This is a genomic window from Altererythrobacter sp. BO-6 (genome assembly GCF_011047315.1).
Lineage (GTDB): Bacteria > Pseudomonadota > Alphaproteobacteria > Sphingomonadales > Sphingomonadaceae > Erythrobacter.
This window is the reverse complement of sequence record NZ_CP049259.1, coordinates 1,564,323-1,590,170: the sequence shown is the minus strand read 5'-3', so window position 1 is coordinate 1,590,170 and position 25,848 is coordinate 1,564,323. Positions and strand designations below refer to the sequence as shown.

The following is a 25,848-nucleotide window of genomic DNA, read 5'->3' as shown; positions in this document are numbered from 1 at the left end:
CATGCCGTTCGCTGCCAATTCCGCCTTTGCCAATGAGGGAAAAAACCAAGTGACAACCGAGGCCCCGACCTCTCCGCCTGTCGCCGAAAAGCGCGAGCACAGCTATACCCACCACGGTATCGCCGTCAGTGATCCGTATCACTGGCTGAAGGACCAGTCCTATCCCGTGGTCGATGACGAGGATGTGCTCGATTACGTCAAGGCCGAGAACGCCTGGTTCGAAGCGCGCATGGCGCCGCAGCAAAAGCTGACCGACAAGCTCTTCGAAGAGATGAAGGCGCGCATCAAGGAGGATGACAGCACCGTCCCGCAAAAGGATGGCGACTGGATTTACTGGTCCGAATTCGAGGAAGGCGCGCAATATCGCAAGCATTACCGCAAGCCTGCAGCCGGCGGCGAAGCGGTGTTGATCCTCGATGAAAACCAGCTGGCCGAAGGGCTCGACTATTTCCGCCTTGGTGCGGCCTCGATCAGCAAGAACGGACGCTACCTCGCCTATTCGACCGATACCAATGGATCGGAGCGTTATACCGCGCGGATCAAGGACCTCGAAACCGGCGAATTGCTGGCTGACGAGCTGACCAACCTGCGCGGCGGCCTGACCTGGGTCGCGAACGACACGGCGCTGGTCTATGGCCCATCGACCAAGGAATGGCGCACGCTCGAAGCCAAGCTGCACGTTATCGGTACGCCGGTTGAAAGCGACGTCACGCTCTACAAGGAAGAAGACCAGAGCTTCGGTGTCGGTGCGGGCCTTACCGCGCAGGATGACTGGCTGATTATCGCCACGGGCGACAACGAGACCAGCGAAGTGCGGCTGGTGCGCGCCGACTACCCGACCGGCGAGCAGATCCTGGTCAAGCCGCGCCAGAAGGGCGTCGAATATTCGGTCGATGTGCGCGATGGCGAAATATTCGTCTGGACCAATGACGATCACATCAACTTCCGCCTGGCCAAGGCCACGCTGGAAAACCCCGGCGAATGGAAGACGGTGATTGCTGGATCGGACGAATTCTACCTGACCGGCTTCGAGCTGTTCAAGGATTTCTACGTTACCGAAGGGCGGCTGAACGGCCTGGACCAGATCCAGATCCGGTCTTACTCCGACCCTAAGAAAGTCACGCCGATTGCTTTCCCGGAAGCGAGCTATTCCGCCGGGCTCTCGAACAATCCCGAATATGACGTCCGGAAGCTGCGGCTTGCCTATGAAAGCATGATCACGCCGGATCTCGATCTATGACTACCATCTGGCGGGCGCGAAGCTGGAACTGCTCAAGCAGCAGGAAATTCCGAGCGGTTACGATCCTTCGCTCTACACCACCGAACGGCTGGAAATCACCGCGCGCGACGGCACCAAGGTGCCGGTCAGCGTGGTGATGCGCAAGGACCGCGACAAGATGAACGGAGGGCCCGGTGGCCCGCTGCACCTCTATGCCTATGGCGCTTATGGCTATGCCGTGCCGCCCAGTTTCTCGACGACGCGGCTGAGCCTGGTCGATCGCGGTTTCGCTTATGCCATCGCGCATATTCGCGGCGGCGATGACCTTGGCCGGCGCTGGTACCTGCAAGGCAAGCTGTTCGAGCGGCGCAACACCTTCAACGATTTCGTCGCCGTGGGCCGCGGGCTGATCGATCTCGGCTATACCGCTGAAGGCAAGGTCACCGCCTCGGGCGGCTCGGCCGGGGGTGAGTTGATGGGTGCCGTCATCAACCAGGATCCCAAGCAATATGGCGCCGTGGTGGCGCATGTGCCCTTCGTCGATGTAGTCAACACCATGCTCGATGAAAGCCTGCCGCTGACTCCGGGTGAATGGCAGGAATGGGGCAATCCCATCACCGACAAGGAAGCCTTCGCCTACATGCTCAGCTACTCGCCTTACGATCAGGTCAAGGCGCAGGACTATCCGCCGCTGTTGGTGACCGCAGGCCTCAACGATCCGCGCGTGACCTATTGGGAGCCGGCCAAGTGGGTCGCCAAGCTGCGCGACACCAAGACCGACAGCAACGAGCTGCTGCTGAAGACCAACATGGGTGCGGGCCACGGCGGCAAGTCTGGCCGCTGGAACTCGCTCTATGAAACAGCGGAGGAATTCGCCTTTATCCTGTGGCAGATGGGCATGGCGAAGGAGTGATCACCCCGTACACCCGCACCTTCACGGCGTTGCCTGAGCACATTGATGAGCTCGGGCACGTCAACAACACCGTGTGGATCGGGTGGGTGCAGGAAATCGCCACCGCGCATTGGGAAGCCGCGGCACGGGCCGAAGACCTGGCGCAATACTTCTGGGTCGTGATCCGGCACGAGATCGATTACCGCGGTAACATCGCCGAAGGCGAAAGCGTGACCGGCGAAACCTGGATCGATGGCCCGGCGCAAGGCGCGAAGTCCGATCGCCGGGTCGACTTCAGGAACGCGGCAGGCAAGGTGATCGTCTCGGCGCGGACCACCTGGGCCATGCTCGACCGGGCCACCCAGCGGCTTGTCCGCGTGCGGCCCGAGGTGCTTGCCCCATTCCAGTGATCGGAGATTCAATGAGCAAGAGCCCGCTTGCTCTTCCTGCGGTTCAGCCGAGCTTGATTCCGCGCCGCTCAGCCGTTCGTCTGTCGCCTAACCGGCGCTCGCCTTTGCGGCGTTCGGGATGACCCAGCAGTTCCAGCGGAATTTCCTTTTGGCGCCGCTCGCCCTTGCGTAGCTCGATCCCGGTTCGGCGGTCGAATGCCTGCAGCTTTTCACTGACCATGCGGTTTCGCCCCTGGGCCTTGGCTTCATACAGCAGCATGTCGACCCGGCTGTAGATGTCGCTGAAATTGGCCATGGGCACGGCCTTCCGCGGGGCAACGAGCAAACCGACACTGGCGGTGACAAATTGCTCAAGCTCGGGGATTTCCTGGGCAACGCGGATCGGGATCGCGTTGCGGATCTTTTCCGCGCGCGCCGGGGCATCCTTGCCGCGCATGGCCAGCAAGAATTCTTCGCCGCCCATCCGCAAGGCCAGGCTTTCGGCATCGCTATCGAGCACGCGCGCCACCACCTTCAGCACCTCGTCGCCTACCAGGTGTCCTGCAGTGTCGTTGACCGGCTTGAAATGGTCGAGATCGACCAGCGCAAAGGCTTCGTATCCGGCTGCGTGCAGCTCCTCGAATTTCGCATCGATCGCGCGGCGGTTGTGCAGCCCGGTCAGTGGATCGCGCTCGCTCAGCTGCTCGAGGGCCTCTGCCTGCAGCAGCGCCTGGTCGCGTTCGCGCCGTAGCCTGAAGAAACGATCCGCAACGCCCAGTGCAGTGATTGCAGTCTCGCTCAAGACCCCGATGTAGAACAGCGGCAGCGCCTCAGTCGATATGCCGAGCGGCACGACATAGGTCACCGCCTGGACCGAATAGGCCATCAGCAAGGGGACCCATCCCACAATCTGGAACCGGATGGCCCGCGAACCGCGGCGATAGGCATCGGCCATCACCCAGATAAACGCCGCGAGCACTGGCAGCAGTGCGTAGGTGTGGAACTGTCCGCCAAGAGGCGCCAGAATGTCCAGCCCCAACGCATGAATGACCGACGCGATGAAACCCCAGAGGCCTGCAGCCAGAAGGACGCGGCGCAAGCGGCTATCGAGCCGATTTCCCTCGATGAACGCGTTGGTGAACAATGCAGCGACCATGATCGCCGCACCGAGACTTATGATCAGGAGCTGCCGCCAGCTGGCGATCGAGAGATCGACGAATTCGATCACCAGACCGGAACGCAGGAAAACCATCGACGCGAAGGCCAGCGACAGTGCGGCGTGCCACAACAGGAATGGGCTGCGCAGGGCGGACCAGAACGCAAGGTCGAACACCACCGGTATCAGCATCATGCCAAGCAATATTGCCAGCAAGAGCATGGTCTGAACGTGTTGTTTGGAGCGGGTAGGGTCGCTGGGGAGCAATTTGGCCTGCAGCACACTGGCGTCGTGCCGTGCGCCGGTAAAGCTGGCGACGAGCTGGCGGCTGGCCGGTGTGATTTCCGGCAGGGGCGACAGGAACAGCGGCGCACCCGGGATCAATTGCACGTCCGCCTGCGTATAACGCACGCTGCGAATGGACCCGTCGATATCGATCACCGCCAGCTCAAGGCTCTCAAACAGGCCGATACTGCTTTGCAGGTAATTCGCCTCTTGCGCGCTGGTCGAAGCGAGGTCGAAACGTGCCACCGCGATCTTGTTCGCCGACCGGCCAATGTTCTGGCCGCATTGGCTGGATTGCCCGGTTCGCAGCATTTCGCCTGTGCTGGTTGTGGCGGCGTAAGTCGCAAAGCAGGTTGGCGCCCAGCTGCGCTCGTCACTGGCAAGCAAGTTGCTGGCAGCAACAGCCAAAAGCAACGCCGCGAACGCCAGCGCAAAATAAACGACCCGTCCCATCGCCCTGCGCTAAGCCAGGATTGGTTGATATGGAGTTAAGTCTTTCTATGTGGGCCAGCTAAAAACTCATGCAATTCCGCGTCTTGCCGACTGCGGGCGGGGAAACCAACGATGTCTTACAGAGAAAATCGTCGCCTGTCTCAAAACTGTCATTTCACCGACATAGGGGCGTCGAATACCGGTAATAAGGATTACATATTCATGCTTCGCCCCATGCTTTTGTGCGCCACCGCCGGTGCATTGTGTTTCGCCCAGCCTGCAGCTGCCCAAGACAGCGCCGAACTGGCGCAGGAACTGGCCCAGATGCGCGCCACCATGGCTGCGATGGCTCAGCGGATCGATGCGCTGGAGGCCGAACTGGCCGAGGCTGACGCCAAGGCAGAGGCTGCCAGCGCCCAGGCTGCAACCGCCAACGAAACAGCCGTGGCAGCCAGTGCCGCCGCTGAAAAGGCCGCCAAGTCGCCCACCATCGCCTTCAAGGGCGCGCCGGAGATCAAGGCGGACGGCGGCTGGAGTTTTAAACCGCGCGGCCGCTTGCAATACGACACCGGCTTCGTCAATGCGCCCGATTCCACCGGTCGCGAAGATGGCTGGGGCACCAATGTCCGCCGTGCGCGGCTTGGCGTGCAGGGCGATATGCCGGGCGGCTTCGGCTACAAGTTCGAAGTCGACTTTGCCAATAGCGAGGTCGCGGTTACCGACGCGCTGATCTCCTACGAAGCTGGTGACGTCGAAATCAGCGTGGGCCAGTTCAACAACTTCCAGTCGCTGGAAGAACTGACCAGCTCGCTCCACACCAGCTTTATCGAGCGCGCGGCCTTCACCGATGCTTTCGGCTTCATCCGCCGCGTTGGCGTGGGTGTGCAATACGGCAAGGGCGACGTGCTGGTGCAGGGCGGCCTCTTCAGCGACAACATGGACCGCCTGTCGAACCAGAACTGGAGCGCGGATGGCCGCGTGGTGTTCATGCCCAAACTGGGCGATGCGCAGCTCCACCTCGGCGGCTCGCTGCACTACCGCTCATACGAAGATGGCAGCACGGTGCGCTACCGTCAGCGTCCACTGGTTGCCTTCACCGACGAGCGCTTCGTGAATACCGGCAATTTCTCGGCCGCCAGCGAGACCTCCTACGGCCTTGAAGGCGCGCTCATCTCCGGCCCGTTCCACGCCGCAGTCGAAGGCTATTGGCACCAGGTCGACCGGCCCGGCGCACTCGCCGATCCGACCTTCTTCGGTGGCTATGCCGAAGTGGGCTATTTCCTGACCAAGGGCGACACGCGCGGCTACAAGGGCGGCACGTTCGATCGCACCAAGCCGGCCAATCCGGTCGGCAAGGGCGGCATGGGCTCGCTCCAGCTTAACCTGCGCTACGACCGGCTGGATCTCAACGACGGCGGCATCATCGGCGGTACGCAGGACGGTTATTACCTGGCGCTGGCCTGGAAGCCGACCGATTACACCATGCTGCTCGCCAATTACGGCAAGCTGCAATTTTCGGATGCGGTCCATCCCGCGGCCGGCGGCGATCGCTCCTACGGGGTCGATGTCATGGGTCTGCGCGCCCAGATCGACTTCTGATGCAACGGCATCGGGAGTGTGCCGAGGCGCCCTCCCGAGCCTCTCCCGCCTGTCACATTCCTGTCACGCTTCAGTCCTAGTCGGACAGTCAATCCAACCGGGATCAATTCAAGGATAACTCACATGCGTCACTTCAAGACTACCTGCCTGATTGCGCTTTCCACCCTGGCGCTCGCCGCTTGCGGCGAAACGGGCACTTCCGGCACGCGGGATTCGATCCGCGCGGTCGGCTCCTCGACCGTATTCCCCTTCGCCAAGCAGGTTTCGGAAACCTTCGCGCGCGAAAACCCCGAATTCAAATCGCCGCTGATCGAATCCACCGGCACCGGCGGCGGGATCAAGCTGTTCTGCGCCGGCGTAGGCGCCAACACGCCTGACATCGCCAATGCCTCGCGCCGGATGAAGCCGGGCGAATTCGAAGATTGCCAGAAGAATGGCGTGACCGACATCATCGAGATGCAAGTCGGGCTGGACGGGCTGGTCTTTGCTTCGGCTGCTGGTGGCATAACCATGAACCTGACCCCGCAGCTGGTTTACGAAGCGCTGGCCGCCAGCCCCTATGGCGGCGAGCAGACCGCAAAGAACTGGTCGGATGTCGATCCTTCGCTGCCGAACGAACCGATCCTGGTCTACGGCCCGCCCTCGACCTCGGGCACGCGCGACTCGCTCAAGGAACTGATCCTCGAGAAGGGCTGCCAGAGCGATCCGGCAATGAAGGCGCTGAAGGACAGCGACGAAGACAAGTATGACCAGCTCTGCACCGAAGTGCGCTCGGACGGCGCCTATGTCGACCAGGGCGAGCAGGACAACCTGATCGTCCAGAAGCTGGCCGGAAATTCGCGCGCCGTTGGCGTGTTCGGCTATTCCTTCCTCGAAGAGAACGCCGACAAGGTCCAGGGCCTGCCGATGAACGGTTCCGCCCCGACCTATGAGAACATCGTCAGTGGCGCCTATCCGGGTGCACGCCAGATGTTCATCTATGTGAAGAAGGCACACCTGGCTGCGATCCCGGGCCTGAAGGAATTCCTGGTCAAGTGGACGGAGAGCTGGGGCCCCGACGGCATCCTGACGAAGATCGGCCTGGTCCCCTCGTCGGAAGAAGTTCGTGCCAAGTACACCCAGGCGGCAATCGAGCACACCACGATTACGGCTGATGATCTGAAGTAATCGACCTCTCCCCCGATTACAGCGAGAAGCGCCGCTCCGTCACTGCGACGGGGCGGCGTTTTTTGCGTGGAGTGGCCGACAGACTGGCCGCGCAAAAGAAAACGGCCGGGGAGTTCCCCGGCCGTTTCTGATTGCATGCGAAAGCGCTGCGGATCAGTACTTGATCCGGAGCCTCGCGTAATAGAACCCGCCGTTGATCCCGAAGGGACCGCCCGAGCGCGGATAGATCTGGCCATCGGCCAAGCTGTCAGTCAGCGCATAGATCGGGTTGGTCGTCGATGCCGCGATCCGGTCAGGATAGGTGTCGAACAGATTGTTCGCGCCAACGGTGAGCGTAAAGCTTTCCATGAAGGTATAGCTCACATCGAGGTCAGCCGTTGCCTTCGCGCCGAAGCGCTGGCCGGGATACTCCAGCTGGTTGGCCCACGAACTGAAGTAGTTCACCCGGGCATTCACCTGGAAATCGCCGATCTGCCAATTGGCCGAAGTATTGAGGCGATGCTTGGGCGGCAGGTTGGCGATGTTGAACCGCTGAGCGGCGCTGATCACCGAGGGGTCGAAGTCGGTAACCTTGCTCTTGTTGAAGGCGTAGGCCATCGTCAGGTTGAGCGGCCCACCCGCCAGATCAGTGCGATAGCTGGCGACGGCGTCGATCCCCTTGGTCGAAGTGTCGAACCCGTTGGTGAAGTAGTTCACGTCACCACCGACCCCGGCGATCGCCAGCGCCGGAAGCGCGGTGACATCGGCCGCTGTCACGGTAAAGGTCTGCGAAATACCGATGCGGTTGCGCACGTCGATGATGTAGCCATCGACCGTCAGGGTGAAGTCGTCGAACGGCTTGAGGATGAAGCCCGCGCCATAGTTGTTCGACTTTTCAGGCCTTAGCGACTCCGCTCCGTAGAATTGCGCGATTTCGCTGGATACCGGGTATGTGCCGGTCTGAACTGCGTTACCGCTGCGGAAGTTGGTCGTGACGATCTGGGTATTGTTCTGACCAGGCGAGGGGGCGTGGAAGCCTGTGCCGATGGTGGCGCGGACCGACAATGCATCGCTAAGTTCGAGCAGGGCATTCGCCTTCCAGACGAAGGCGCTGCCGAAGGTGCTGTAATCTTCATAACGACCAGCGACGCCCATCGTCAGGGCATCCGTCACGTCAGTTTCGGCCCCAACGTAGAAGCCATAACTGTTCTGATCGCTCTTGCCGGCGAAGGCCGGGCTGACACCGCCGTAACCGCTGGCTGCCGGAGATTGCGACGCGACGACCTGCTGTCCGTTGGTACCAAGCACCGGAGCGTAGACGCCCGGCGAAACGAGCGAATAGAGCGGCTGGCGGGCATAGGGGCCTGCTGCGTAGGATTGGGTATCGCCGACTGTCTTCTCATATTCCTCGCGGCGGTACTCTGCCCCGGCCGACAGCGTGATCGGGCTGGCTAGCCCGGCTTCAAGCGGATAGGTCAGGTCGAGGTTGTAGGTTTGCTCGCGCTGGATCAGGTCGCCAAAGAAGAACTCGGTCTGGCTATCCGGCCCGAACGAGGCGCTGAGCGAATCCGTCATCGAAAGCGACAGCGAGTTGCGCGCCAGCGTGGCCGACAGGTCATAGGTCAACCCTCCGCCAAACTCGCCCTTGAGCCCTGCGGTGCCATAGAGCTGCTCGACCTCGCCGATAAAGCGCGGCGTGAACCCGCCCGGATAAATGGAGCTGAACAGGAACACGTTGGTGTCCTGTACGAAGCCCCCGGCAGGGCAGGTCGCGTTGTTCGCCGGGCAAGGCGTGAGGTAGATGGTGTTGAACGAGCCGTTACGGCCATTGTTGCGCGTGGCGGGCGTGCCTGAACCGTCGTCAACCACCAGCCCTGTGGCTGACAGCGAAGGCCGATAGTTGAAGCTCTGGTTGGCCTTGCTTTCTGCGTAATTGATGGTGGCATAAAGCTGTGCCGCGTCCGAGAAGTCATACTTCGCATTGGCGAACATCTTGAAGCCGTCACCTGGCGACGAACCCCAGATCTGCGCCGGCCCCGGATAGTTCGGGATCGTGTCAACCAGTGTTGGATTGAGCGTGGCAAAATTGATGGCGGTCGGGCGGGTCGCACCGCGGCTGGTTCCGTCGTCCTCGTACCATTCGCCCGAAAGCGAAATGAAGCCGGCATCGCCAAGGTTGAAACCGGCATAACCGCCGATCTGCTTGCGGTCGCCATCGCCTTCGTAAGTCTGGCCCCACAAGCCCTGGAGTTCGAAGCCCGCATCGTCGCGGATCTGGTAGTTGATCACGCCGCCGATAGCATCGGAACCGTATTGCGCGGTCGCACCGTCGCGCAGGATTTGCAGGTTCTTGACCGAGATCGCCGGGATATTCGAGATGTCGGCACCCTGCGAGCCATAGGACAGAGCCGTGTCAGCGCCGGAATAGACCTGCACCAGCGCGGCGCGGTTGTAGCGCTTGCCGTTGATCATTACGAGGATCTGGTCAGCGCCAAGACCGCGTAGCGAAGGCGGGCGCACGAAGGTCGAAGCGTCGGAAATCGTGTTCTGCGGCACAAAGAAAGACGGCACGATGTTGCGAACCGTGTCGAGCATGTTGATCGAGGGTTGCGCACCCAGTTCGGTCGCGCCGATCACGTCGATTGGAGATGCTGAATCGGTTACTGAGCGGTCCGTCCGGCGCGTACCGATCACAACGATCGCTTCGCCTTCGCCGGATTCCGCGCCAGCCTGATCAGGATTGTTCTGAGCCACAGCCGGAGTGGCCAACGCAGAAATCGCAAACGCCGAGACGGCACAACTGGTTTGGAATGCAAGACGTAATGACATTGCGGATTTTCCTCTTGTTATCGGGCAGCCCCAGCCCTCTAAACACAATGAATTACCGCTTGGTGCCGACTTAGAGAAGAATATTACAGTTTTGAGCGCTAATCCTTGCACTTCGTGACAATGATGCAACAGTGCCGGAGACCCGGATCAGATCGGATTGCCGTCCCGATCGCGGAAGATTTCACGCCGCCCGACGTGGTTGGCGGGGCCGACCAGCCCTTCGCTCTCCATCCGTTCGATCCATTTGGCTGCTGTGTTGTAGCCAACGCCCATCTGGCGCTGGAGCCATGAACCGGATGCTTTCTGGTTCTCGAACACAATCTGGCACGCCTGGCGATATTTGCGCTCTTCGGGATTGTCCGAGGCGGTGAACTCGTCCTCGAAACTGAAGCCGCCATCTTCCGGCTCTTCGGTGACTGCATCGATATAGTCGGGCTTGCCCTGTGAGCGCCAGAAATCGGCCACGCGCTCGACTTCGTCATCGCCCACAAACGGGCCGTGGACGCGGATGAGCGCGCCCGTATTGGGCTTGTAGAGCATGTCGCCCTTGCCCAGCAGCTGCTCGGCGCCCTGCTCGCCCAGGATCGTGCGGCTGTCGATCCGGCTGGTCACCTTGAAGCTGATGCGGGTCGGCAGGTTCGCCTTGATCACGCCGGTGATGACATCGACCGAGGGGCGCTGCGTCGCCATGATCAGATGGATGCCCGCCGCGCGCGACTTCTGGCTGAGCCGCTGGATCAGGACTTCGATTTCCTTGCCGACTGTGACCATCAGGTCGGCCAGTTCGTCGACGATCAGCACGATCTGGGGCAGCGGTTCGTAATCGAGCTGTTCTTCCTCGTAGATCTCGTCACCGGTCTCGGGATCGAACCCGGCCTGCACGCGGCGGCCCAGCGGCTTGCCCTTGGCGGCGGCAGTCGAAACCTTCTCGTTAAAGGAATTGATGTTGCGCGAATTGACCGAGGACATCTGGCGATAGCGCCGCTCCATCTCTTCGACTGCCCATTTGAGCGCGCGCACCGATTTGTGCGGCTCGGTCACCACCGGTGAAAGCAGATGCGGGATATCGTCGTAGGTCTTGAGCTCCAGGACCTTCGGATCGATCAGGATCAGGCGGCATTCGGCGGGTGTGAAGCGATAGAGCAGGCTCAAGAGGATCGCGTTGAGGCCGACCGATTTACCGCTGCCGGTGGTGCCCGCCACCAGCAAATGCGGCATGGCGGCAAGGTCCGCCACGATCGGTTCGCCGGCGATATCCTTGCCCAGGATGATCGGGAGATTGCCCTTGTTCTCGGCAAAGGCGGCGCAAGCGGCCAATTCCTTGAAGCTGACCATCTGCCGTTCGGCGTTGGGCAGCTCGATCCCCATCACCGTGCGGCCGGGGATCGGGGATACGCGCGCGGAAATGGCGCTCATGTTGCGGGCGATATCTTCGGCAAGGCCGACCACGCGGCTGGCCTTGATGCCCGGGGCGGGCTCAAGCTCGTACATGGTCACCACCGGTCCGGTCCGGACCGCAGTGATTTCGCCCTTGACGTTGAAATCGTCGAGCACGTTTTCCAGCAGCCGCGCATTGCGTTCCAGCGCCATCTTGTCGAGCTTGGGCGCGTTATTCGCCGGGGCATCGGCCAACAGGTCAAGGCTGGGCAGGTCAAAGCTTGCGAACATGTCCCGCTGCTTGGCCTTGGGCATGACCGCGGGCTTGGGCGGGGCGGAAGGATCGCTGATTTCCGGCGCGCGGCGCGGGGCCGGTTCTGGCCGTGCTTCTGCCGCGGGCTTGGCCCGCCGCGCCTTGCCGCGGGCCAGTGTGGCCTGAGCGGGATCGTCGGTGATCTCGCGCGTGCTGCGTTCGGGCAGCAGGCGTCGCGCGAAGTCCGGCAGGGTCAGCAGGCTGTGCCAGTCGATCGCGAATACGCGGGTCAGCAGCGCAATCCCGCCGCCAAGGCTTGCCAGCACCAGCCCCCAGGTGACCCAACCTGCGGCATCTTCGCCGAAACGGGCCGCCACCGCAGTGATGGCACCTGCGCCAAGCAGCCCGGAAATGCCGCCCATCTGTGCGGGCAGTGTGGTCTTGGGCCCTTCGAAAACCAGCGTCAGGACGCTCGACAGCAGCACCATGGCAAGCAGCAGCATCCCCAGCGGCAGCCACCAGCGCGTGGTGTCAGGCTCATCCTCGTGCTCGACATCGCGCCACAGCTTGCGCGCGGCGATATAGAGCAGCGGCAACAGCAGCACGGCAGTAATGCCGAAAGTGCCCAGCACCTTGTCCGCAGCCCAGGCGCCGCTGGCGCCCATCCAGTTGCGGATGTCCTCACCCGAAGCCGCGGTCGATCCGCTCGGATCGGTCTGGGTATAGCTCGCCATCGCCAGCGCCAGGAACAGCATCAGCACGAACAGCGCGCCGCCTCCCGCCATCTGCGCGGCACGGCGCATCGAACGGCGAAATGCCGCGCGCCAGTCAGTCGCGCCTTTCTTGCTCATCGCACGGGTGGCCATGGCTGTTCCTCCTGCTGGAACACACCATGAATCCTTGGCGAGTCCCGGTCAAGCTGTGTGAGGCGAGCCGTGTCACGGAGCGAGTCGGATATGAAATATCCGCAAGGCCGACCGGCCGCCCGCAGCGAAGCAGCCGTCAGGTTGCGGGAGCGAGGATATCGCGCGCCCGGAGGGGCGTGCGGAGAATCAACTCAAGCCGTCGATCGCGGCCCAGTGCGGCCATTGCAGCCGGTCGGCCTTGCGCTGGTCCATCCCGCCCAGCGCGATCACCGGCATTTGTGCCTGTGCGGCGAGCATGCGGAAGCGTATCGGCCCAAGGCTGCTAGAGCCCGGATGCGAGCGGGTGGGGAAGGCGGGGGAGAGCATCACGGCATCGGCGCGGGCAAGATTAGCTTGGCCGATCTCGCGCAGGTCGTGCGCAGTGGCGATCGCGAGCAGGTCGGGACGTGTCGGATTGAGTGCGCGGGGCGCACCATAGATGCCATCGGCGCCCCATTCGCGGGCGGTCAGCGCGCTATCGGCGAGGATCGCTACATGCCCGCAGGCCCGGCACAGGTGGCGCAGCTGACGGAAGCGCGTCCAGCGCTGCGGGTCGGCCAAATGGTAGTGGCGATAGACGAAGCCCGATCCGCGCGGCAGGCGGCGCAGCGCATCGTCCAGCACGGCATCGTTGCGCGCATCGGAAAGGAGCCATAGCGCGGGAAGGGCCTGTATCTTCGTCACGCAGCCGCTATAGCGCGGCGCGATGGAAAAGGCAGATACCCCGCTTCAGGAAGTGCACGCAAAGATCGCCCGCGCCTGCAAGGCGTCGCGCCGCGAGCCGCAGGACATCGCGCTGATCGCGGTCAGCAAGACCCATCCGGCGGAAAGCATCCTGCCGCTGCTGAAGCTGGGCCATCGCGTGTTCGGCGAAAATCGTGTGCAGGAAGCGCAAGGCAAATGGCCCGCGCTGCGCGATGCTTATCCCGATGTCGAGCTGCACCTGATCGGCCAGTTGCAATCGAACAAGGCAGATGAGGCGGTGGCACTGTTCGACTGCATTCATGCGCTTGACCGGCCTGGCCTGGTAACGGCGCTGGCCAAGGCGATGGACAAGGCGCAGCGGCGGGTGCCGTGCTTTATCCAGGTCAATATCGGCAGCGAGGAGCAGAAGGGCGGCTGCGCAATTGCCGATCTGCCTGACCTGATCGCTCAGGTCCGCGCGGTGGAGATCCCGATCGCCGGGCTGATGTGCATTCCGCCAGCCGATATCGAACCCGCGCCGTTCTTCGCACTCCTGGCAAAGTTGGCGGCGGATAACGGCCTCACCGGGCTTAGCATGGGGATGAGCGGGGATTACGAGACCGCCGTGATGCTGGGCGCGACCCATGTGCGGGTTGGGACCGCGCTGTTCGGTGCGCGGCCAGCGCTCAAGTAGCGAAGCGGTAGCGCACAAGAAGCCAATGAAAAAGGGCGCCCCGAAGAGCGCCCTTTCCCTGTTTGCGATGATCGCGTGGCTCAGAAGCCGTAGGTCACTTCCACGCCGACCTGGCGACCCTTGTTGAGCGGCGAGAAAGTGCCGGCAGCGGGGCGCGGATCGAACGGACGGTTGACACCGTTCGACAGCGGTCCGCCGAACGGTACCTGCGTGTCGCCACCGGCCTGAACCTGGTCGAGCAGGTTCTTGCCATAGAGCGAGAAGCTCAGCCCATCGACCGGGGTGTTCCAGGTGATGTTGGCATCGAGATTGCTCGAATCCTGGATCCAGCCGAAATTGCTGTCCGTGTAGGCAAATTCGTCGCGATACTGGAAGTTCACACGGGTCAGGATCTCGCTCGAGCCGAGGTCCAACTCATGGATCACGCCCACGCCCCAGGTCACGTCAGGCACGCGCGGCAGCTTCAGCGCGACGTCGGCATCGTTCACCGCTCCATCGCCCGAGATGTCGAACAGGATCTTGTCATACTCGGCGTCGATAATGCCGATGTTGGCAGTGAACAGCAGGCTTGGCGAAACCCGCATGCGTGCTTCAGCCTCGACCCCCGTGATGGTGGCATCGGCTGTGTTGAGGATGAACTGCGACACGCCGGCGGTGGGCGAGCTCTGGTTCACTTCGCGCTGCATGTTGCCAACCTTGGTGATGTAAGCCGCCGCGTTGAGCGTGAAGCTGCCATCCGCAGTCTGGAACTTGCCGCCCAGCTCGTAATTGTCGACCTTCTCTTCATCGAAGTAGAAATTGCCGCCGGTGGCAGGGACAACGACCGTTTCGAAGGTCTGGGCGTTGGTGATGCGGAAGTTGTAGCCGCCCGAGCGATAGCCGCGGGTCCAGTGGGCATAGAGCTGGCCATCGGCGAACTCGTATTGCAGGCCCAGCTTGGGTGACCAGTTGCTCCAGCTCTTCTTGTCCTCGAAGCCGTTGTTCTCGATCCCGGTTGCAAAGGGAATCGGGTTCTGGCCCGTGGTCGGGCAGGTGCCCTGGACGACCGAGCATGCTGTCAGGCGCGGACGGACATAGGTGACGCCTGCATCCTTTTCCTCGCGGCTCCAGCGGATCCCGGCGATCACCGACAGCGCGTCGGTCAGCCGATACTGGGTGTTGACGAAGGCACCCAGCACCTGGTGATCCTGTTCACCGCCGCCATAGAAGGTGAGCGGAGTAACCGGCGGCAGGTCGCGCACTTCGGTATAGGCGATCGACTGGTCGAACCAGAAGCCGCCAAAGGTCAGGTCAAGCGCGTCGGTCGACACGGCATAACGCAGCTCGTTCGAGAACTGCTCCTGCTCGGTTTCCGTAGAAGAGTGGAACAGCGTCAGCGGGGTGGCGTCGATATCGCCATCGGTCATCGCCGAATAGCTGCGGTAACCGAAGATGTTGGTCAGCGTGCCGGGGCCGATATCCCACTCGGCAGTCAGCGAGCCGGTCCAGATCTCGTTATCATAGCTGCCCGGATTGTTGATCGAGAAGTCGAAGGTGTCACGGCTGAAGCGACCGCGGTTCTGCGCACTCGGGCCGTCACCTTCGCTGGTGAAATAGTCCAGCTTGCCGCGGATCATCAGGTCCCCGAAACGCCCTTCCAGCGCGCCGCGCAGGATCTTGGTTTCCGCTGCGCCATGGTTCGAACCATCGAACAGATTGGTGAAGTAACCTTCGTCCTTGTTGTAATAACCGCCCAACTTGAACAGCAGCGTGTCTTCCACGACCGGGCCCGAAATCACGCCCGATACGGTGTAGTTCGCGCCGCCGCGACCGCCATCGACGAAGGGCCCGTCAACCGCTGCGCGGAACTTGCCGCTGAAATCGGCAGTCGGGTTGCCGGTGTTGAGCAGTACCGCGCCGCCGGTGACATTGCGGCCGAACAGGACGCCTTGCGGGCCGCGCAGGATTTCCACGCTGTCGAGGTCGAACAGGTCGAACACCACGCCGCCGTTGAAGCCGAGGTAAACGCCGTCCACGAATACGCCCACGGTCGGGTCGATCGAGGGGATCGAGCTGTTGATGCCAAGGCCGCGGATCGAGAAGTTGGCGGTGCCGCGGCTGGTGCCGACCTGGTCAAGGCTGACATTGGGCGCGCTATAGGTCAGCGACTGGACATCGCGCACCTTGAGCGCTTCGAGCGATGCGGCATTGAACGCGGTAACGGCCAGCGGCACGTCTTGCACGTTTTCGGCATTCTGGGTCTTGGTGCCGGTCACGACGATGGTGTTGAACGCATCGAGCGCGCCGTCGTTTTCCTGGGCGGCGGTATCCTGGCTATCCTGCGCAAGCGCCGCTTGCGGTGCCAACGCCATACCGGCACCGAGCAAGGCAATCGTCTTGAGCGAAGCAAAAGTGAATTTCACGGGGGGGTCTCCTCTCTGAAGGGAGGCACGCCCTTAAAGATTTGATCCTGAAAAGCAACCGGTAGTGGCCGAACTGCTTCAGGCCTCTTCCAACTGCCTTTGCCGCGTGTCGCTGGCGGCATAAAGCAGGCGCTGCTCGATCTCCGCCAGCCGCTCTTGCGCGGTGATCTTGCCGCCGGTCAGGTCGGTCACATAGAAGGTATCGGCGGCGCGCTCGCCATAGGCGGTGATATGCGCCGAATTGACCACAAGGTTGCTTTCGAACAGCGCGCGGGCCAACCGGTTGAGCAGCGCCGGGCGGTCGCGTGCATTCACTTCGACCACCGTGAAGCGGTTCGATGCGTTATTGTCGAAGGTCACGCGGGGGGCGACATCGAAGGCCCCTGCGCGGCTGAGCGGTAGCGGGCGCGCGGCAAGCTTGGGCACCAGTTCGACCCGGTTGGCCAGCGCATCGGCAATCGATTTCTTGAGCCGTTCGATCTGCTGGCCTTCGCGGAACGGCTTGCCGAGCGGGTCCTGCACCAGAAAATTGTCGACCGCCCAGCCTGTGCGCGCGGTGTGGATGCGCGCATCGATAATGTTTGCCCCGGCCAGCGCGATGCCGCCGGCGATGCGATAGAACAGTCCGGGATGGTCGGACGCGATCACGCTCACCAGCGTGGCGCCGCGCTCCTCGTCGAATTCGCAATCGATCGACAAGTGCTCTTCGGTCCGCCGCGCGATATCGTATTGCACCAGGTTGCGGGCGATCACGTCTTCGTTTTCGGCGATCCAGTAGGAATCGTCGAACAGCTTGCCGACTTCATCCATCAGGTGCGCCTTGTCGCCCAAGCGCTCGCGCACAACTTCCTGCCTGGCGGCGACGCGCTGTTCGCGGCCGTGGCGCATATGGCCCAGTCGCAAGCGTTCCTGCGCTGCATCATAGAGCTCGCCCAGCAGCTGGCCCTTCCAGCTGTTCCAGGTGCCCGGGCCCACCGCGCGGATATCGACCGCGGTCAGGATCATGAGGTTGCGCAGCCGCTCGACGCTTTGCACCTGGCCAACGAAATCCTCGATCGTTTTCGGATCGGTCAGGTCGCGCTTGAAAGCGGTGGCGCTCATCAGCAGGTGTTGACGCACCAGCCAAGCGACGAGGTCGGTCTCGTTGTCGGTCAGGCCGAAGCGTGGGCACAGCTCGCGCGCCACATCCGCCCCCAGCACCGAATGGTCGCCGCCGCGCCCCTTGGCGATATCGTGCAGTAGCACCGCGACATAGAGTGCGCGGCGCGAATTGATCCGGTGGATCAGCCGGGTCGAACGCGGATGGTCACGCTCCAGCTCGCCTTTCTCGATCCGGTTCAGCAGGCCGATTGCGCGGATGGTATGCTCATCGACCGTGTAGTGGTGATACATGTCGAACTGCATCTGCGCGTTGACCCGCCCGAAGTCGGGCACGAAGCGACCGAACACACCGGCTTCGTTCATCCAGCGCAGCACCATTTCGGGATCGTTGCGCCCGGCCAGAAGATCAAGAAACAGCGCATTGGCGCGCGCGTCTTCACGGATATCGGCCTTGATCAGCGCGCTGTCGCGATCAGCCTGTCGCATGGTTTCGGGATGGATTTCCAGCGAATTGGCCTCGGCCAGCTGGAAGATCTCGATCAGCCGCACGGGATCCTTGCGGAACCAGTCATCCGATGGCGCGGCGATCTTGCCGCCGAATACGCGATAACCCTTGAGCAGGCGCGGCTTCTGGCTCCACCCGGCGAAAAAGCCGGTGCGCGCGCGCTTGCTGGTGAATTCGTCGTCCAAGTGCGACAGGAACACGCCGGTCAGGCTGCCGACCCGCTTCGCCTGCAGGAAATAGAACTGCATGAAGCGCTCGACCGCGCTCTTGCCGGGGCGATCAGCGAAATTCATGCGCGCGGCGACTTCGCGCTGCAGGTCGAACGTCAACCGGTCTTCCGCGCGCCCGGTGATGATGTGCATGTGGCACCGCACCGCCAGCAGGAAGCCTTCGGCGCGGCGAAAGCTGCGGTATTCGGCGCGGGTAAACAGGCCGACATCGACCAGTTCAGAGGCGCTGCGCACGCGGTGGATATACTTGCCGATCCAGTAGAGCGTCTGGAGGTCGCGCAAGCCCCCCTTGCCTTCCTTGATATTGGGTTCGACCACATAGCGGCTGTCTCCCATCCGCTTGTGCCGGGTGTTGCGCTCTTCCAGCTTCTGAGTCAGGAACTGGCGTTCGCTGCCCTTGGCGACTTCGGCCCAGAAGCGGCGGCTGGTTTCATCGTAGAGCGCGCGGTCACCCCAGATAAAGCGCCCTTCGAGCAGCGCAGTGCGAATGGTCAGGTCTTCGCGCGCCATCCGCATGGTGTCGTCTATCGTGCGGCTGGAGTGGCCGACCTTCAGGCCCATGTCCCACAGGTAATAGAGCATAGCCTCGATCACCTGCTCGCACCACGGTGCGCGGCGGGTGGGGGTGATGAAGGCGATATCGACGTCCGAATGCGGCGCCATTTCGGCCCGCCCGTATCCGCCGACCGCCAGGATCGCGAGCCGTTCGGCGCTGCTGCGATTGGCGACCGGATAGATGTCTGCGGTGACATGGTCATGCACCACGCGCAGAAGCTGGTCGATCAGGAAAGCCTGCGCCCCGGCGCATTCATGCCCGGCGGAAGGCTTGTCCTGCAGTCGCTGTGCAATTTCCGCCCGGCCCGCTTCCAGCGCCTCACGCAGCAGTTTGACGATATCCCCGCGCGCCTTGTCGCCCTTGTCCGCTGCCAGCTTGGCGATGGCTTCGGCAAGGTTGCGGCGATCGATAATCGCTCGCTGGTCATGGACGCGCGGGGAATTCAAGCTGTGACCTCAGCTAGCCACCAGATCGCTGGCAAACATCGTGCGCACGGTGCGCTTGTCGATCTTCTGCGTGCCAAGCCGTGGCAGCGCCGTGTCCGAGATCCAGATATGCTCGGGCAGCGGCACCTTGAACGGGGCGATGCGGGTGAGGAGAAAAGCGCGCAGTTCTTCCCCGGTCAACGGCGTCGCACCCTTCTTGAGGTAATAGACTGCCGCCGGGACCTCGCCCATCCGCTCGTCCGGGATGCCGAACACCGAACATTCGGCCACCGCATCATGGCCATAGATCGCTTCTTCCACTTCGATGCAGGAGATATTCTCCCCGCCGCGGATGATGATGTCCTTCTTGCGGTCGACAATGAACAGATAGCCGTCTTCGTCGAGATAGCCGAGGTCACCGGTGCGGAAATAGCCATCCTTGGTAAAGGCGGCGGCGGTCGCTTCCGGGTTGTCCCAATAGCCGCGGAAATTCGCGACGGAGCGGATACACACCTCGTCGATCTCGCCCTGGGCGCGCGGATTGCCGTCATTGTCGAGGATCGCCAGGTCGACCAGCGGCACGCTGGCCTTGCCGGTCGAACCCGGCTTGGCGAGGTAGTTCTCGTTGAAATTGCCACAGCCGACTGCATTGGTCTCCGTCAGGCCGTAACCCAGCAGCGGAAAGCCGCCAGGGAAGGCTTCCTTGATCTTGGTGACGTGATCGACCGGGCGCGGCGCCCCGCCTGCGGCAAAGCTCTTGCAGCTCGATACATCGAACTGGTCGCGCTCGGGATGGGTGGCGATTTCATAGCTCATCAGCGGGACGCCAACGAAATAGGTCACTTTTTCCGCTTCCATCAGCCGCAACGCTTCGCGCGCATCCCATTTCGGCATCATCACCAGCTTGCGGGCGATGGCGAAGCTCTGCAGGAACAGCGGCACCTCGCCGGTGACGTGAAACAGCGGCACTGCGATCAGCGCGCAGGGCTGTGCGCTCACGTCCTCGCCGCGGGATTCGAGCAAAATCTTTGCCATCGCGCTTTGCGAGACATAGTTGAAAATGCCGTTCACCACGCCGCGATGGTCGGACCAGGCGCCTTTCGACTGCCCGGTTGAACCCGAAGTGTAGAGGATGGTGGCGATATCGTCCGGCCCCAACTGGCCCAGCATCGCCATGGCGGTGTCGCCGTCACCCCATACGTTGGCGAGGCCTTGAGCGGGTAGGCAATCATGTTCGATCAGGACGATCTTGGCAGCGTGCTCGGTGCCTTCGAGCCGCCGGGCGCGCCCGGCATCGGCGAGGACCAGCTTGCAGTCGGTCAGGCGGATGCCATAGGCCAACTCGTCACCGCTCCAGAAACCGTTGAGCAGCGTGGCGCAGCCACCCGCCATCACGATCCCCATATAGGCGATGATCCAGCTCGTGGAATTGCGCGCCGCGATCCCCACGCGGTCGCCTTTTGTCACTCCGTGATGCTGTGCCAGCCCGGCGGCAACATGAGTCGCGGCAGTCCAGCAATCGCTGAAGGTCAGCCGCACATCGCCATCGACCAGGAAGGTCAGGTCCTTATGCTCGTTGCAGAAATGCGCGAAATAGTGCGCCAGGCTTGGCGGGGCATTCTTGAACACGGGCATGGTGATGCCGTCGCGTTCGAAGGGTACGGTCTCGAACGGCTGGCCTTCCTTGGTCAGTTCGCCGATGATGTGCTCAAGCGCATTGTCCAGCTCTGTGGGCATGCGAATTTCTCTCCTTGTCGTCCCGAGTTGTTCTCGAGGCCGCGTCCTGCAGCCCGTTAGCGGAAGTCCCTTCCGCGAACAGGCTTTCCCCCAATCCCCGGCTGTGCCAAAAGCCGCCCCGAACGGTGTGCCGGAGCGGCATGCCCACCTATATAGAGGTTCGCTTCGTGCTGTCACTACTCGCCGCCTCAGGGGTTCTCGCAACCAGCGCATCGGACCCGATTTTCTGGAAAGACCTGGGCCTGGTCGAAGGGATCGACCTCGGGTTCTTCACCCTGCGGTTCTATTCGCTGGCCTATCTCGGCGGAGTCCTGTTCGCCTATTGGCATGTCACGAAGATGATCAAGCAGCCGGGCGCGCCGATGGCGCAGCGGCATGTCGATGACCTCTTCTTCTATTGCACGATGGGCGTGATCTTCGGCGGGCGGCTGGGCTATGCCGCTTTCTACCGCCCCGAACTGTTCACCAGCTTTTCCGGCGATGGCCTGGTGACCTGGGAATTGCTGCGCCTGTGGGACGGCGGGATGAGCTTCCACGGCGGCTTGCTGGGCGTGCTGTTTGCCATGCTGTGGGTCAGCTGGCGGGGCAAGCTCTCGTTCCTGCGGGTGGCAGATTATGTTTCGGTCTCCGTGCCGATGGGCATGTTCCTGGGCCGGCTCGCCAATTTCATCAATGGTGAGCTTTGGGGCCGGGCAACCGATGTGCCCTGGGGGATGGTGTTCTGCGACCTGCCCAGCGCGGCCGGCGAATGCGCCAGCACCTTCACAGTGCGCCATCCCAGCCAGCTTTACCAGGCCGGGCTGGAGGGCTTGGCCATGTTCGTGATCATGATGCTTTTGTTCTGGAAAACCAGCGCGCGCTACCGCCCAGGCCTGCTGGTCGGCGTTTTCACGCTAGGGATGGGTGCGGCGCGCTTTGTTAACGAATTTTTCCGCGAACCCGATGCACACCTTGCCTATCGCGTCGCTGAAACCGGATTAAGTCAGGGGCAATGGCTCACAATACCGCTGATTCTGCTTGGATTGATTGTAACGCTCTTCGCGCTAAGCCGTCCCCCGGTGGGGACCGGCCAGGCCAAGCCCGCGCAGGCATGAATGACAATGCGCGCGGCGACCTGGCGGAGACATTCCGGCGGCTGATCCGCGAAAACGGGCCGATCAGCCTCGCCCAATACATGGGTGACAGCAACGCACGCTATTACACCAGCCGCAACCCGCTGGGCGACACCGGCGATTTCATCACCGCGCCTGAAGTAAGCCAGGTGTTCGGCGAACTGATCGGGTTGTGGCTGGCCGATATCTGGGTGCGGGCTGGGCGACCTGATAACGTCCACTATGTCGAACTGGGACCGGGCCGCGGCACGCTGGCGGTCGATGCACTGCGCGCAGCCGGGCGCTACGGCCTCACCCCGCAGGTGCATTTTGTCGAAGGCTCAGACGCCTTGCGCCAGATCCAGCGCGGCACGATGCGCGGCGTGATCCACCACGCCGATGTCACCACCTTGCCTCAGGATGGCCCGCTGCTCATCGTCGCCAATGAATTCTTCGATGCCCTGCCGGTGCGGCAATTGCTGCGCGCGGCAGAAGGCTGGCGCGAACGGATGGTGGGGCTGGATGGTGACCGGCTGGTGTTCGTTTATGGTGACAAGCCGATGGATGCGGCGGTCCCGCAAAGCTGGCGCCATGCCAGCCAGGGCACGGTAATCGAAACCAGCCCGGCGTCGGCCGCGGTCATGAGCGAACTGGCGGATCGGCTGGCGGCGCAGGGCGGGGCCGCGCTGGTGATCGATTACGGCCCGCGCGAGAGTCGCTCCGGATCGACCTTGCAAGCGATCAAGGCGCACCAGAAGGTCGATATATTCTCCGCGCCGGGAGACATGGATCTGACCGCGCATGTCGATTTCGAAACGCTCGCCAAGGTTGCGCAGCGGCAGGGCGTGCAAGTGCTCGGCCTGCAGATGCAGGGCGCCTGGCTGACTGCGCTGGGGATCGACATGCGGATGGAAGCGCTACAGCGGCGCTCGCCGGGCGAGGCCGAGAAGCTCAAGCGCCAGCATGCGCGGCTGGTCGCCGAAGACCAGATGGGGCTGCTGTTCAAGGTGATGGGCCTTACGGGCAAGGGCTGGCCCACCGATGCCCCCGGATTCTAAAGCCCCGCCCTTTCGCTGAGCAGCCGCGCGGCTTCATTGGGCGTCAGCTTGTTCTCGTCGCGGTCGACCGCGTAATTTGCTTCGCGCATGGCTTCGACCGTGATTGCGCCGATCAGTGGCTGCAGCGTGGCGATGAGGCCCGCATCGCCTTTTCGCGCCGGACTGACGAGCAACACTGCATCGTAATTGGGAAAGGCGCCGCGCGGGTCCGCCAGCACGCGCAGCCGGTCCGCCGCGATCCGCCCGTCTGACGTGTAGGCGCTGATCACGTCGGCGTCGCCCGATTGCAGCGCATTGTACATGAAGGTGGGGGAGAAATTGCGCTGCCCGGCAAAGCGCAAGCCATAGGCGTCGCGCACCGCCACCCATTCCGGTCGCTCGAAAAATTCAGGGTCGCCGCCAACCGTCAGTTGCGGCGCGACGCGGGCCAGGCCAGCCAGGTCTGCGACACCCAGCGCCTGTGCGCGGTCCTGCCGCATGGCGAAGGCATAGGCGTTTTCGAACCCCAGCCGCCCGAGCACGCGGATGCCGCTGGTGTCTGCTTCCCATTGCTCGATCTCTGCCAGCATTGCGTCGCGCGGCGGGTTGTCGCTCCGCTTCATCTGGTTGGTCCAGATCGTGCCGGTGTAATCGACCAGCAGGTCGATATCGCCGCTCGCCACTGCTCCGTGCGCCACTGCCGACCCCAGCCCGTCGCGATATTCCACGCCGTATCCCGCATCCTCCAGCCGCTGCCCGATCAGCCGCGCGAGCACATATTGCTCGGAAAAGCCCTTGGCACCGATCACGATCCGGTCACGCTCGCCGCCACCCGACTGGAAGGTCAGCGCGACCAGCACTCCGCCCGCCACGGCCAATAACGCACTGCCCCATTGCCAGCGTCTGCGCGCGGCGAGGCCGGTTTCGATCCACCACAACAGCCAGTCGGCCACCAGCGCCAGCCCGGCAGAGGCAAGACACCCGGCCAGCACCAGCGCCCAGTTCTGCGTCTGCAGTCCGGCGAAGATCGGATCGCCCAGGCTCGGCTGGCCGATCGTGGTGGCCAGCGTTGCTGCGCCGATCGTCCACACCGCCGCGGTGCGAATGCCCGCCATGACGTAGGGCGCTGACAAGGGCGCTTCGACCAGCGTGAGCTTTTGCCAGCGGGTCATCCCGACGCCATCGGCCGCCTCCAGCACGCCGGGATCGAGATTGGCCTGCGCGGTCACCGCATTGCGCAGGATCGGTAGTAGCGCATAGAGCGCCAGCGCCAGCAGCGCAGGGAGGAAGCCCAGCGTGGGCAGCCCCTCGCCGAACACAACTCTCAGGCTCAAAAGGATCGGAAAGAACAGCGCCAGCAGCGCCAAAGCGGGCACGGTCTGCACCAGGCTGGCAAAGCCAAGCGCTGCACGCGCAACCGGGGGCGAGCGGCTGGCCCACACCGCCAGCGGCAGTGCGACCACTATGCCCAGCGCAATCGCCGAGGCCGAGAGCAGCACATGCGCGGCGAGTTGCGGCCCCAGCCCCAGCAATTGGTCCCACAGGCCGTTCATGCCCGGCCGCCTTCGCGTTCCATCGCGGCGAGCCGTTCCGCCTGCGCGCGCGGCACCGCGACCAGCGCTTGCGCCTCAGCGCCGCCAGCACCACCGATCAGCGCCGCCGGCGTTTCATCGGCCACGATCCGGCCGGCTTCCATCACCAGCACCCGGTCAGCCAGCAACAGCGCTTCGGCCATGTCATGCGTGACCATCACCGTTGTCAGCCCCAGCCGGTCATGCAGCGCCCGCACCCGCTCGCCCAATGCATCGCGGGTGATCGGGTCGAGCGCGCCGAACGGCTCGTCCATCGCCAGCACCTGCGGATTGTTGGCCAGCGCCCTGGCCACGCCCACCCGCTGGCGTTGCCCGCCCGACAGTTCATCAGGCATGCGGCTGGCCATCGCGGGATCGAGCTCGACCAGTTCCAGCAATTCGGCAATGCGCTGCGGGGGCAGCTTTTCGCCATGCAGGCGCGGGCCGATCGCGATGTTTTCCGCCACGGTCATGTGCGGGAACAGGCCGATGCCTTGGAACACATAGCCGATCCGGCGGCGTAAGGCTGCAGGCTTCAGCGTGGTCACGTCTTCCCCGTCCAGCAGCACCCGCCCGCTGCTCGGCTCTACCAGCGTGTTGAGCATCTTGAGCAGGGTCGATTTGCCGGAACCCGACGCACCAACCAGCGCGACAAAGCTGCCTTGCGCAATGGCAAGGTCGACGCCGCCCACTGCCACGACCGCGCCATAATGCCTGGCTGCGTTCTCGAAGGCGATCATCGGCTTGGCTGGGGAATCTGCCGGTGGGATCGCGTCAGCCTTCCGCCTCGGCAACTGGCGCAAGATAGGTCACCTGCTGCAACAGCACTTCGCGCCCCTTGTCATCGGTGACGCGCATGGTGCCGTCCTTCTTGTGCTTGCCGAGCGTCCAGCAAGCGCCGGTACGGCCTTCATCGCTCGGCTCGAAGCACAGCCGCCCGTCGGCCAGCCGTTCCCACGCACCATCCGCCCAGGGATCGCCATTCTTGGTGTCGCGATAGGCGCCTTCGGCATCGAAGAAGGTGGTGTAGATCGCGCCGTCTTCGCCGGTCACCCGCCAGGCGGTGTTGACCAGCGCCAGTTCTTCGGGCGTTGGTGTCGCTTCGGGGCTGTCCGTCGCCTCTGCGGCGTCCGCCTCCGCAGTCGCTTCGGCTGCGGGCGTGCTTTCTTCAGCGGGCTGGTCTGCCGGCGGATTGCACCCGGCCAGCACCAGCACACAGGCAAGCAGCGGAATATTGCGCATCGAAAAGCCTCCGGTCGATCAGCCAAATATACCCTAGGCGGTGGAACGCGCGCGGCCAAGGGCCATTGCCGATCTCGCGCTATCGGCAGTG

The 25,848-nt window shown here is 63.0% G+C and carries 16 protein-coding genes and 1 pseudogene; 7 read left to right on the top strand and 10 right to left on the bottom strand.

The features are described 5' to 3' along the window. Position 1: 1 nt before the first annotated feature. Positions 2–2,132 (top strand): annotated as a pseudogene (locus tag G6N82_RS07765) (S9 family peptidase). Next, positions 2,129–2,521, top strand: coding sequence for an acyl-CoA thioesterase (locus G6N82_RS07760; RefSeq protein ID WP_165195322.1), 393 nt, complete (start codon positions 2,129–2,131; stop codon positions 2,519–2,521). The pseudogene G6N82_RS07765 and the gene G6N82_RS07760 overlap by 4 nt, the downstream one beginning before the upstream one ends. Before the next feature lie 43 nt (positions 2,522–2,564). Here G6N82_RS07760 and G6N82_RS07755 read toward each other — a convergent pair whose 3' ends face one another. After that, the gene (locus tag G6N82_RS07755) at positions 2,565–4,394 is read right to left on the bottom strand and encodes a diguanylate cyclase (RefSeq protein ID WP_165195320.1); all 1,830 of its coding nucleotides are present in this window, start codon (positions 4,392–4,394) and stop codon (positions 2,565–2,567) included. A 201-nt stretch (positions 4,395–4,595) separates the two neighbouring features. Between G6N82_RS07755 and G6N82_RS07750 the strand changes: the two genes are divergently transcribed. Together G6N82_RS07750 and G6N82_RS07745 are read left to right on the top strand one after the other, a co-directional pair. Beyond that, a complete protein-coding gene (locus tag G6N82_RS07750; RefSeq protein ID WP_165195318.1) occupies positions 4,596–5,972 on the top strand; it encodes a porin in 1,377 nt (458 codons plus the stop codon). 123 nt (positions 5,973–6,095) lie between these two features. Continuing rightward, on the top strand, positions 6,096–7,139 hold the full coding sequence (locus tag G6N82_RS07745) for a substrate-binding domain-containing protein (protein WP_165195316.1): 1,044 nt from the start codon (positions 6,096–6,098) through the stop codon (positions 7,137–7,139). A gap of 153 nt (positions 7,140–7,292) precedes the next feature. On the opposite strand, the gene G6N82_RS07740 is transcribed toward G6N82_RS07745, so the two are convergent. From G6N82_RS07740 to G6N82_RS07730, 3 genes are all read right to left on the bottom strand, one after another. Further along, the gene (locus tag G6N82_RS07740) at positions 7,293–9,947 is read right to left on the bottom strand and encodes a TonB-dependent receptor (RefSeq protein WP_165195314.1); all 2,655 of its coding nucleotides are present in this window, start codon (positions 9,945–9,947) and stop codon (positions 7,293–7,295) included. Between the two features lie 147 nt (positions 9,948–10,094). Further along, a complete protein-coding gene (locus tag G6N82_RS07735) occupies positions 10,095–12,443 on the bottom strand; it encodes a DNA translocase FtsK (RefSeq protein WP_165195312.1) in 2,349 nt (782 codons plus the stop codon). A gap of 186 nt (positions 12,444–12,629) precedes the next feature. Next, positions 12,630–13,166: a thiamine phosphate synthase gene (locus G6N82_RS07730; RefSeq protein WP_241255034.1), complete on the bottom strand. Its 537-nt coding sequence runs from the start codon at positions 13,164–13,166 to the stop codon at positions 12,630–12,632. Positions 13,167–13,188: 22 nt separating this feature from the next. Between G6N82_RS07730 and G6N82_RS07725 the strand changes: the two genes are divergently transcribed. After that, entirely contained in the window at positions 13,189–13,860 is a 672-nt protein-coding gene (locus G6N82_RS07725) for a YggS family pyridoxal phosphate-dependent enzyme (RefSeq protein WP_165195310.1), read from the top strand. Positions 13,861–13,940: 80 nt separating this feature from the next. Here G6N82_RS07725 and G6N82_RS07720 read toward each other — a convergent pair whose 3' ends face one another. The 3 genes from G6N82_RS07720 to G6N82_RS07710 all read right to left on the bottom strand — a co-directional run bounded on the left by G6N82_RS07720 (position 13,941) and on the right by G6N82_RS07710 (position 20,816). Further along, positions 13,941–16,262 (bottom strand): TonB-dependent receptor, encoded by a 2,322-nt coding sequence (locus tag G6N82_RS07720; protein WP_241255033.1) that lies wholly within the window; start codon positions 16,260–16,262, stop codon positions 13,941–13,943. Between the two features lie 78 nt (positions 16,263–16,340). Beyond that, entirely contained in the window at positions 16,341–19,100 is a 2,760-nt protein-coding gene (locus tag G6N82_RS07715) for a [protein-PII] uridylyltransferase (protein ID WP_165195308.1), read from the bottom strand. A 9-nt stretch (positions 19,101–19,109) separates the two neighbouring features. Further along, positions 19,110–20,816, bottom strand: coding sequence for a class I adenylate-forming enzyme family protein (locus tag G6N82_RS07710; RefSeq protein WP_165195306.1), 1,707 nt, complete (start codon positions 20,814–20,816; stop codon positions 19,110–19,112). 140 nt (positions 20,817–20,956) lie between these two features. Here G6N82_RS07710 and lgt point away from each other — a divergent pair, with 140 nt between their 5' ends. Together lgt and G6N82_RS07700 are read left to right on the top strand one after the other, a co-directional pair. After that, positions 20,957–21,910 carry a prolipoprotein diacylglyceryl transferase gene (lgt, locus tag G6N82_RS07705; protein WP_165195304.1) on the top strand — a complete coding sequence of 318 codons (954 nt, stop codon included), beginning with the start codon at positions 20,957–20,959 and terminating at the stop codon, positions 21,908–21,910. Further along, positions 21,907–22,965, top strand: a complete 1,059-nt coding sequence (locus G6N82_RS07700; protein ID WP_241255032.1) for an SAM-dependent methyltransferase — start codon at positions 21,907–21,909, stop codon at positions 22,963–22,965. Before lgt ends, G6N82_RS07700 begins: the two co-directional genes overlap by 4 nt. Here the strand turns inward: G6N82_RS07700 and G6N82_RS07695 are convergent. From G6N82_RS07695 to G6N82_RS07685, 3 genes are read right to left on the bottom strand one after another with little or no spacing between them, the layout of a single operon-like run. Continuing rightward, positions 22,962–24,497 carry a glycine betaine ABC transporter substrate-binding protein gene (locus G6N82_RS07695; RefSeq protein WP_165195302.1) on the bottom strand — a complete coding sequence of 512 codons (1,536 nt, stop codon included), beginning with the start codon at positions 24,495–24,497 and terminating at the stop codon, positions 22,962–22,964. The two genes, G6N82_RS07700 and G6N82_RS07695, sit on opposite strands and share 4 nt — an antisense overlap. Then, entirely contained in the window at positions 24,494–25,255 is a 762-nt protein-coding gene (locus G6N82_RS07690) for an ABC transporter ATP-binding protein (protein ID WP_165195300.1), read from the bottom strand. Before G6N82_RS07690 ends, G6N82_RS07695 begins: the two co-directional genes overlap by 4 nt. A gap of 34 nt (positions 25,256–25,289) precedes the next feature. Beyond that, entirely contained in the window at positions 25,290–25,757 is a 468-nt protein-coding gene (locus G6N82_RS07685) for a hypothetical protein (RefSeq protein WP_165195298.1), read from the bottom strand. Positions 25,758–25,848: the final 91 nt, after the last annotated feature.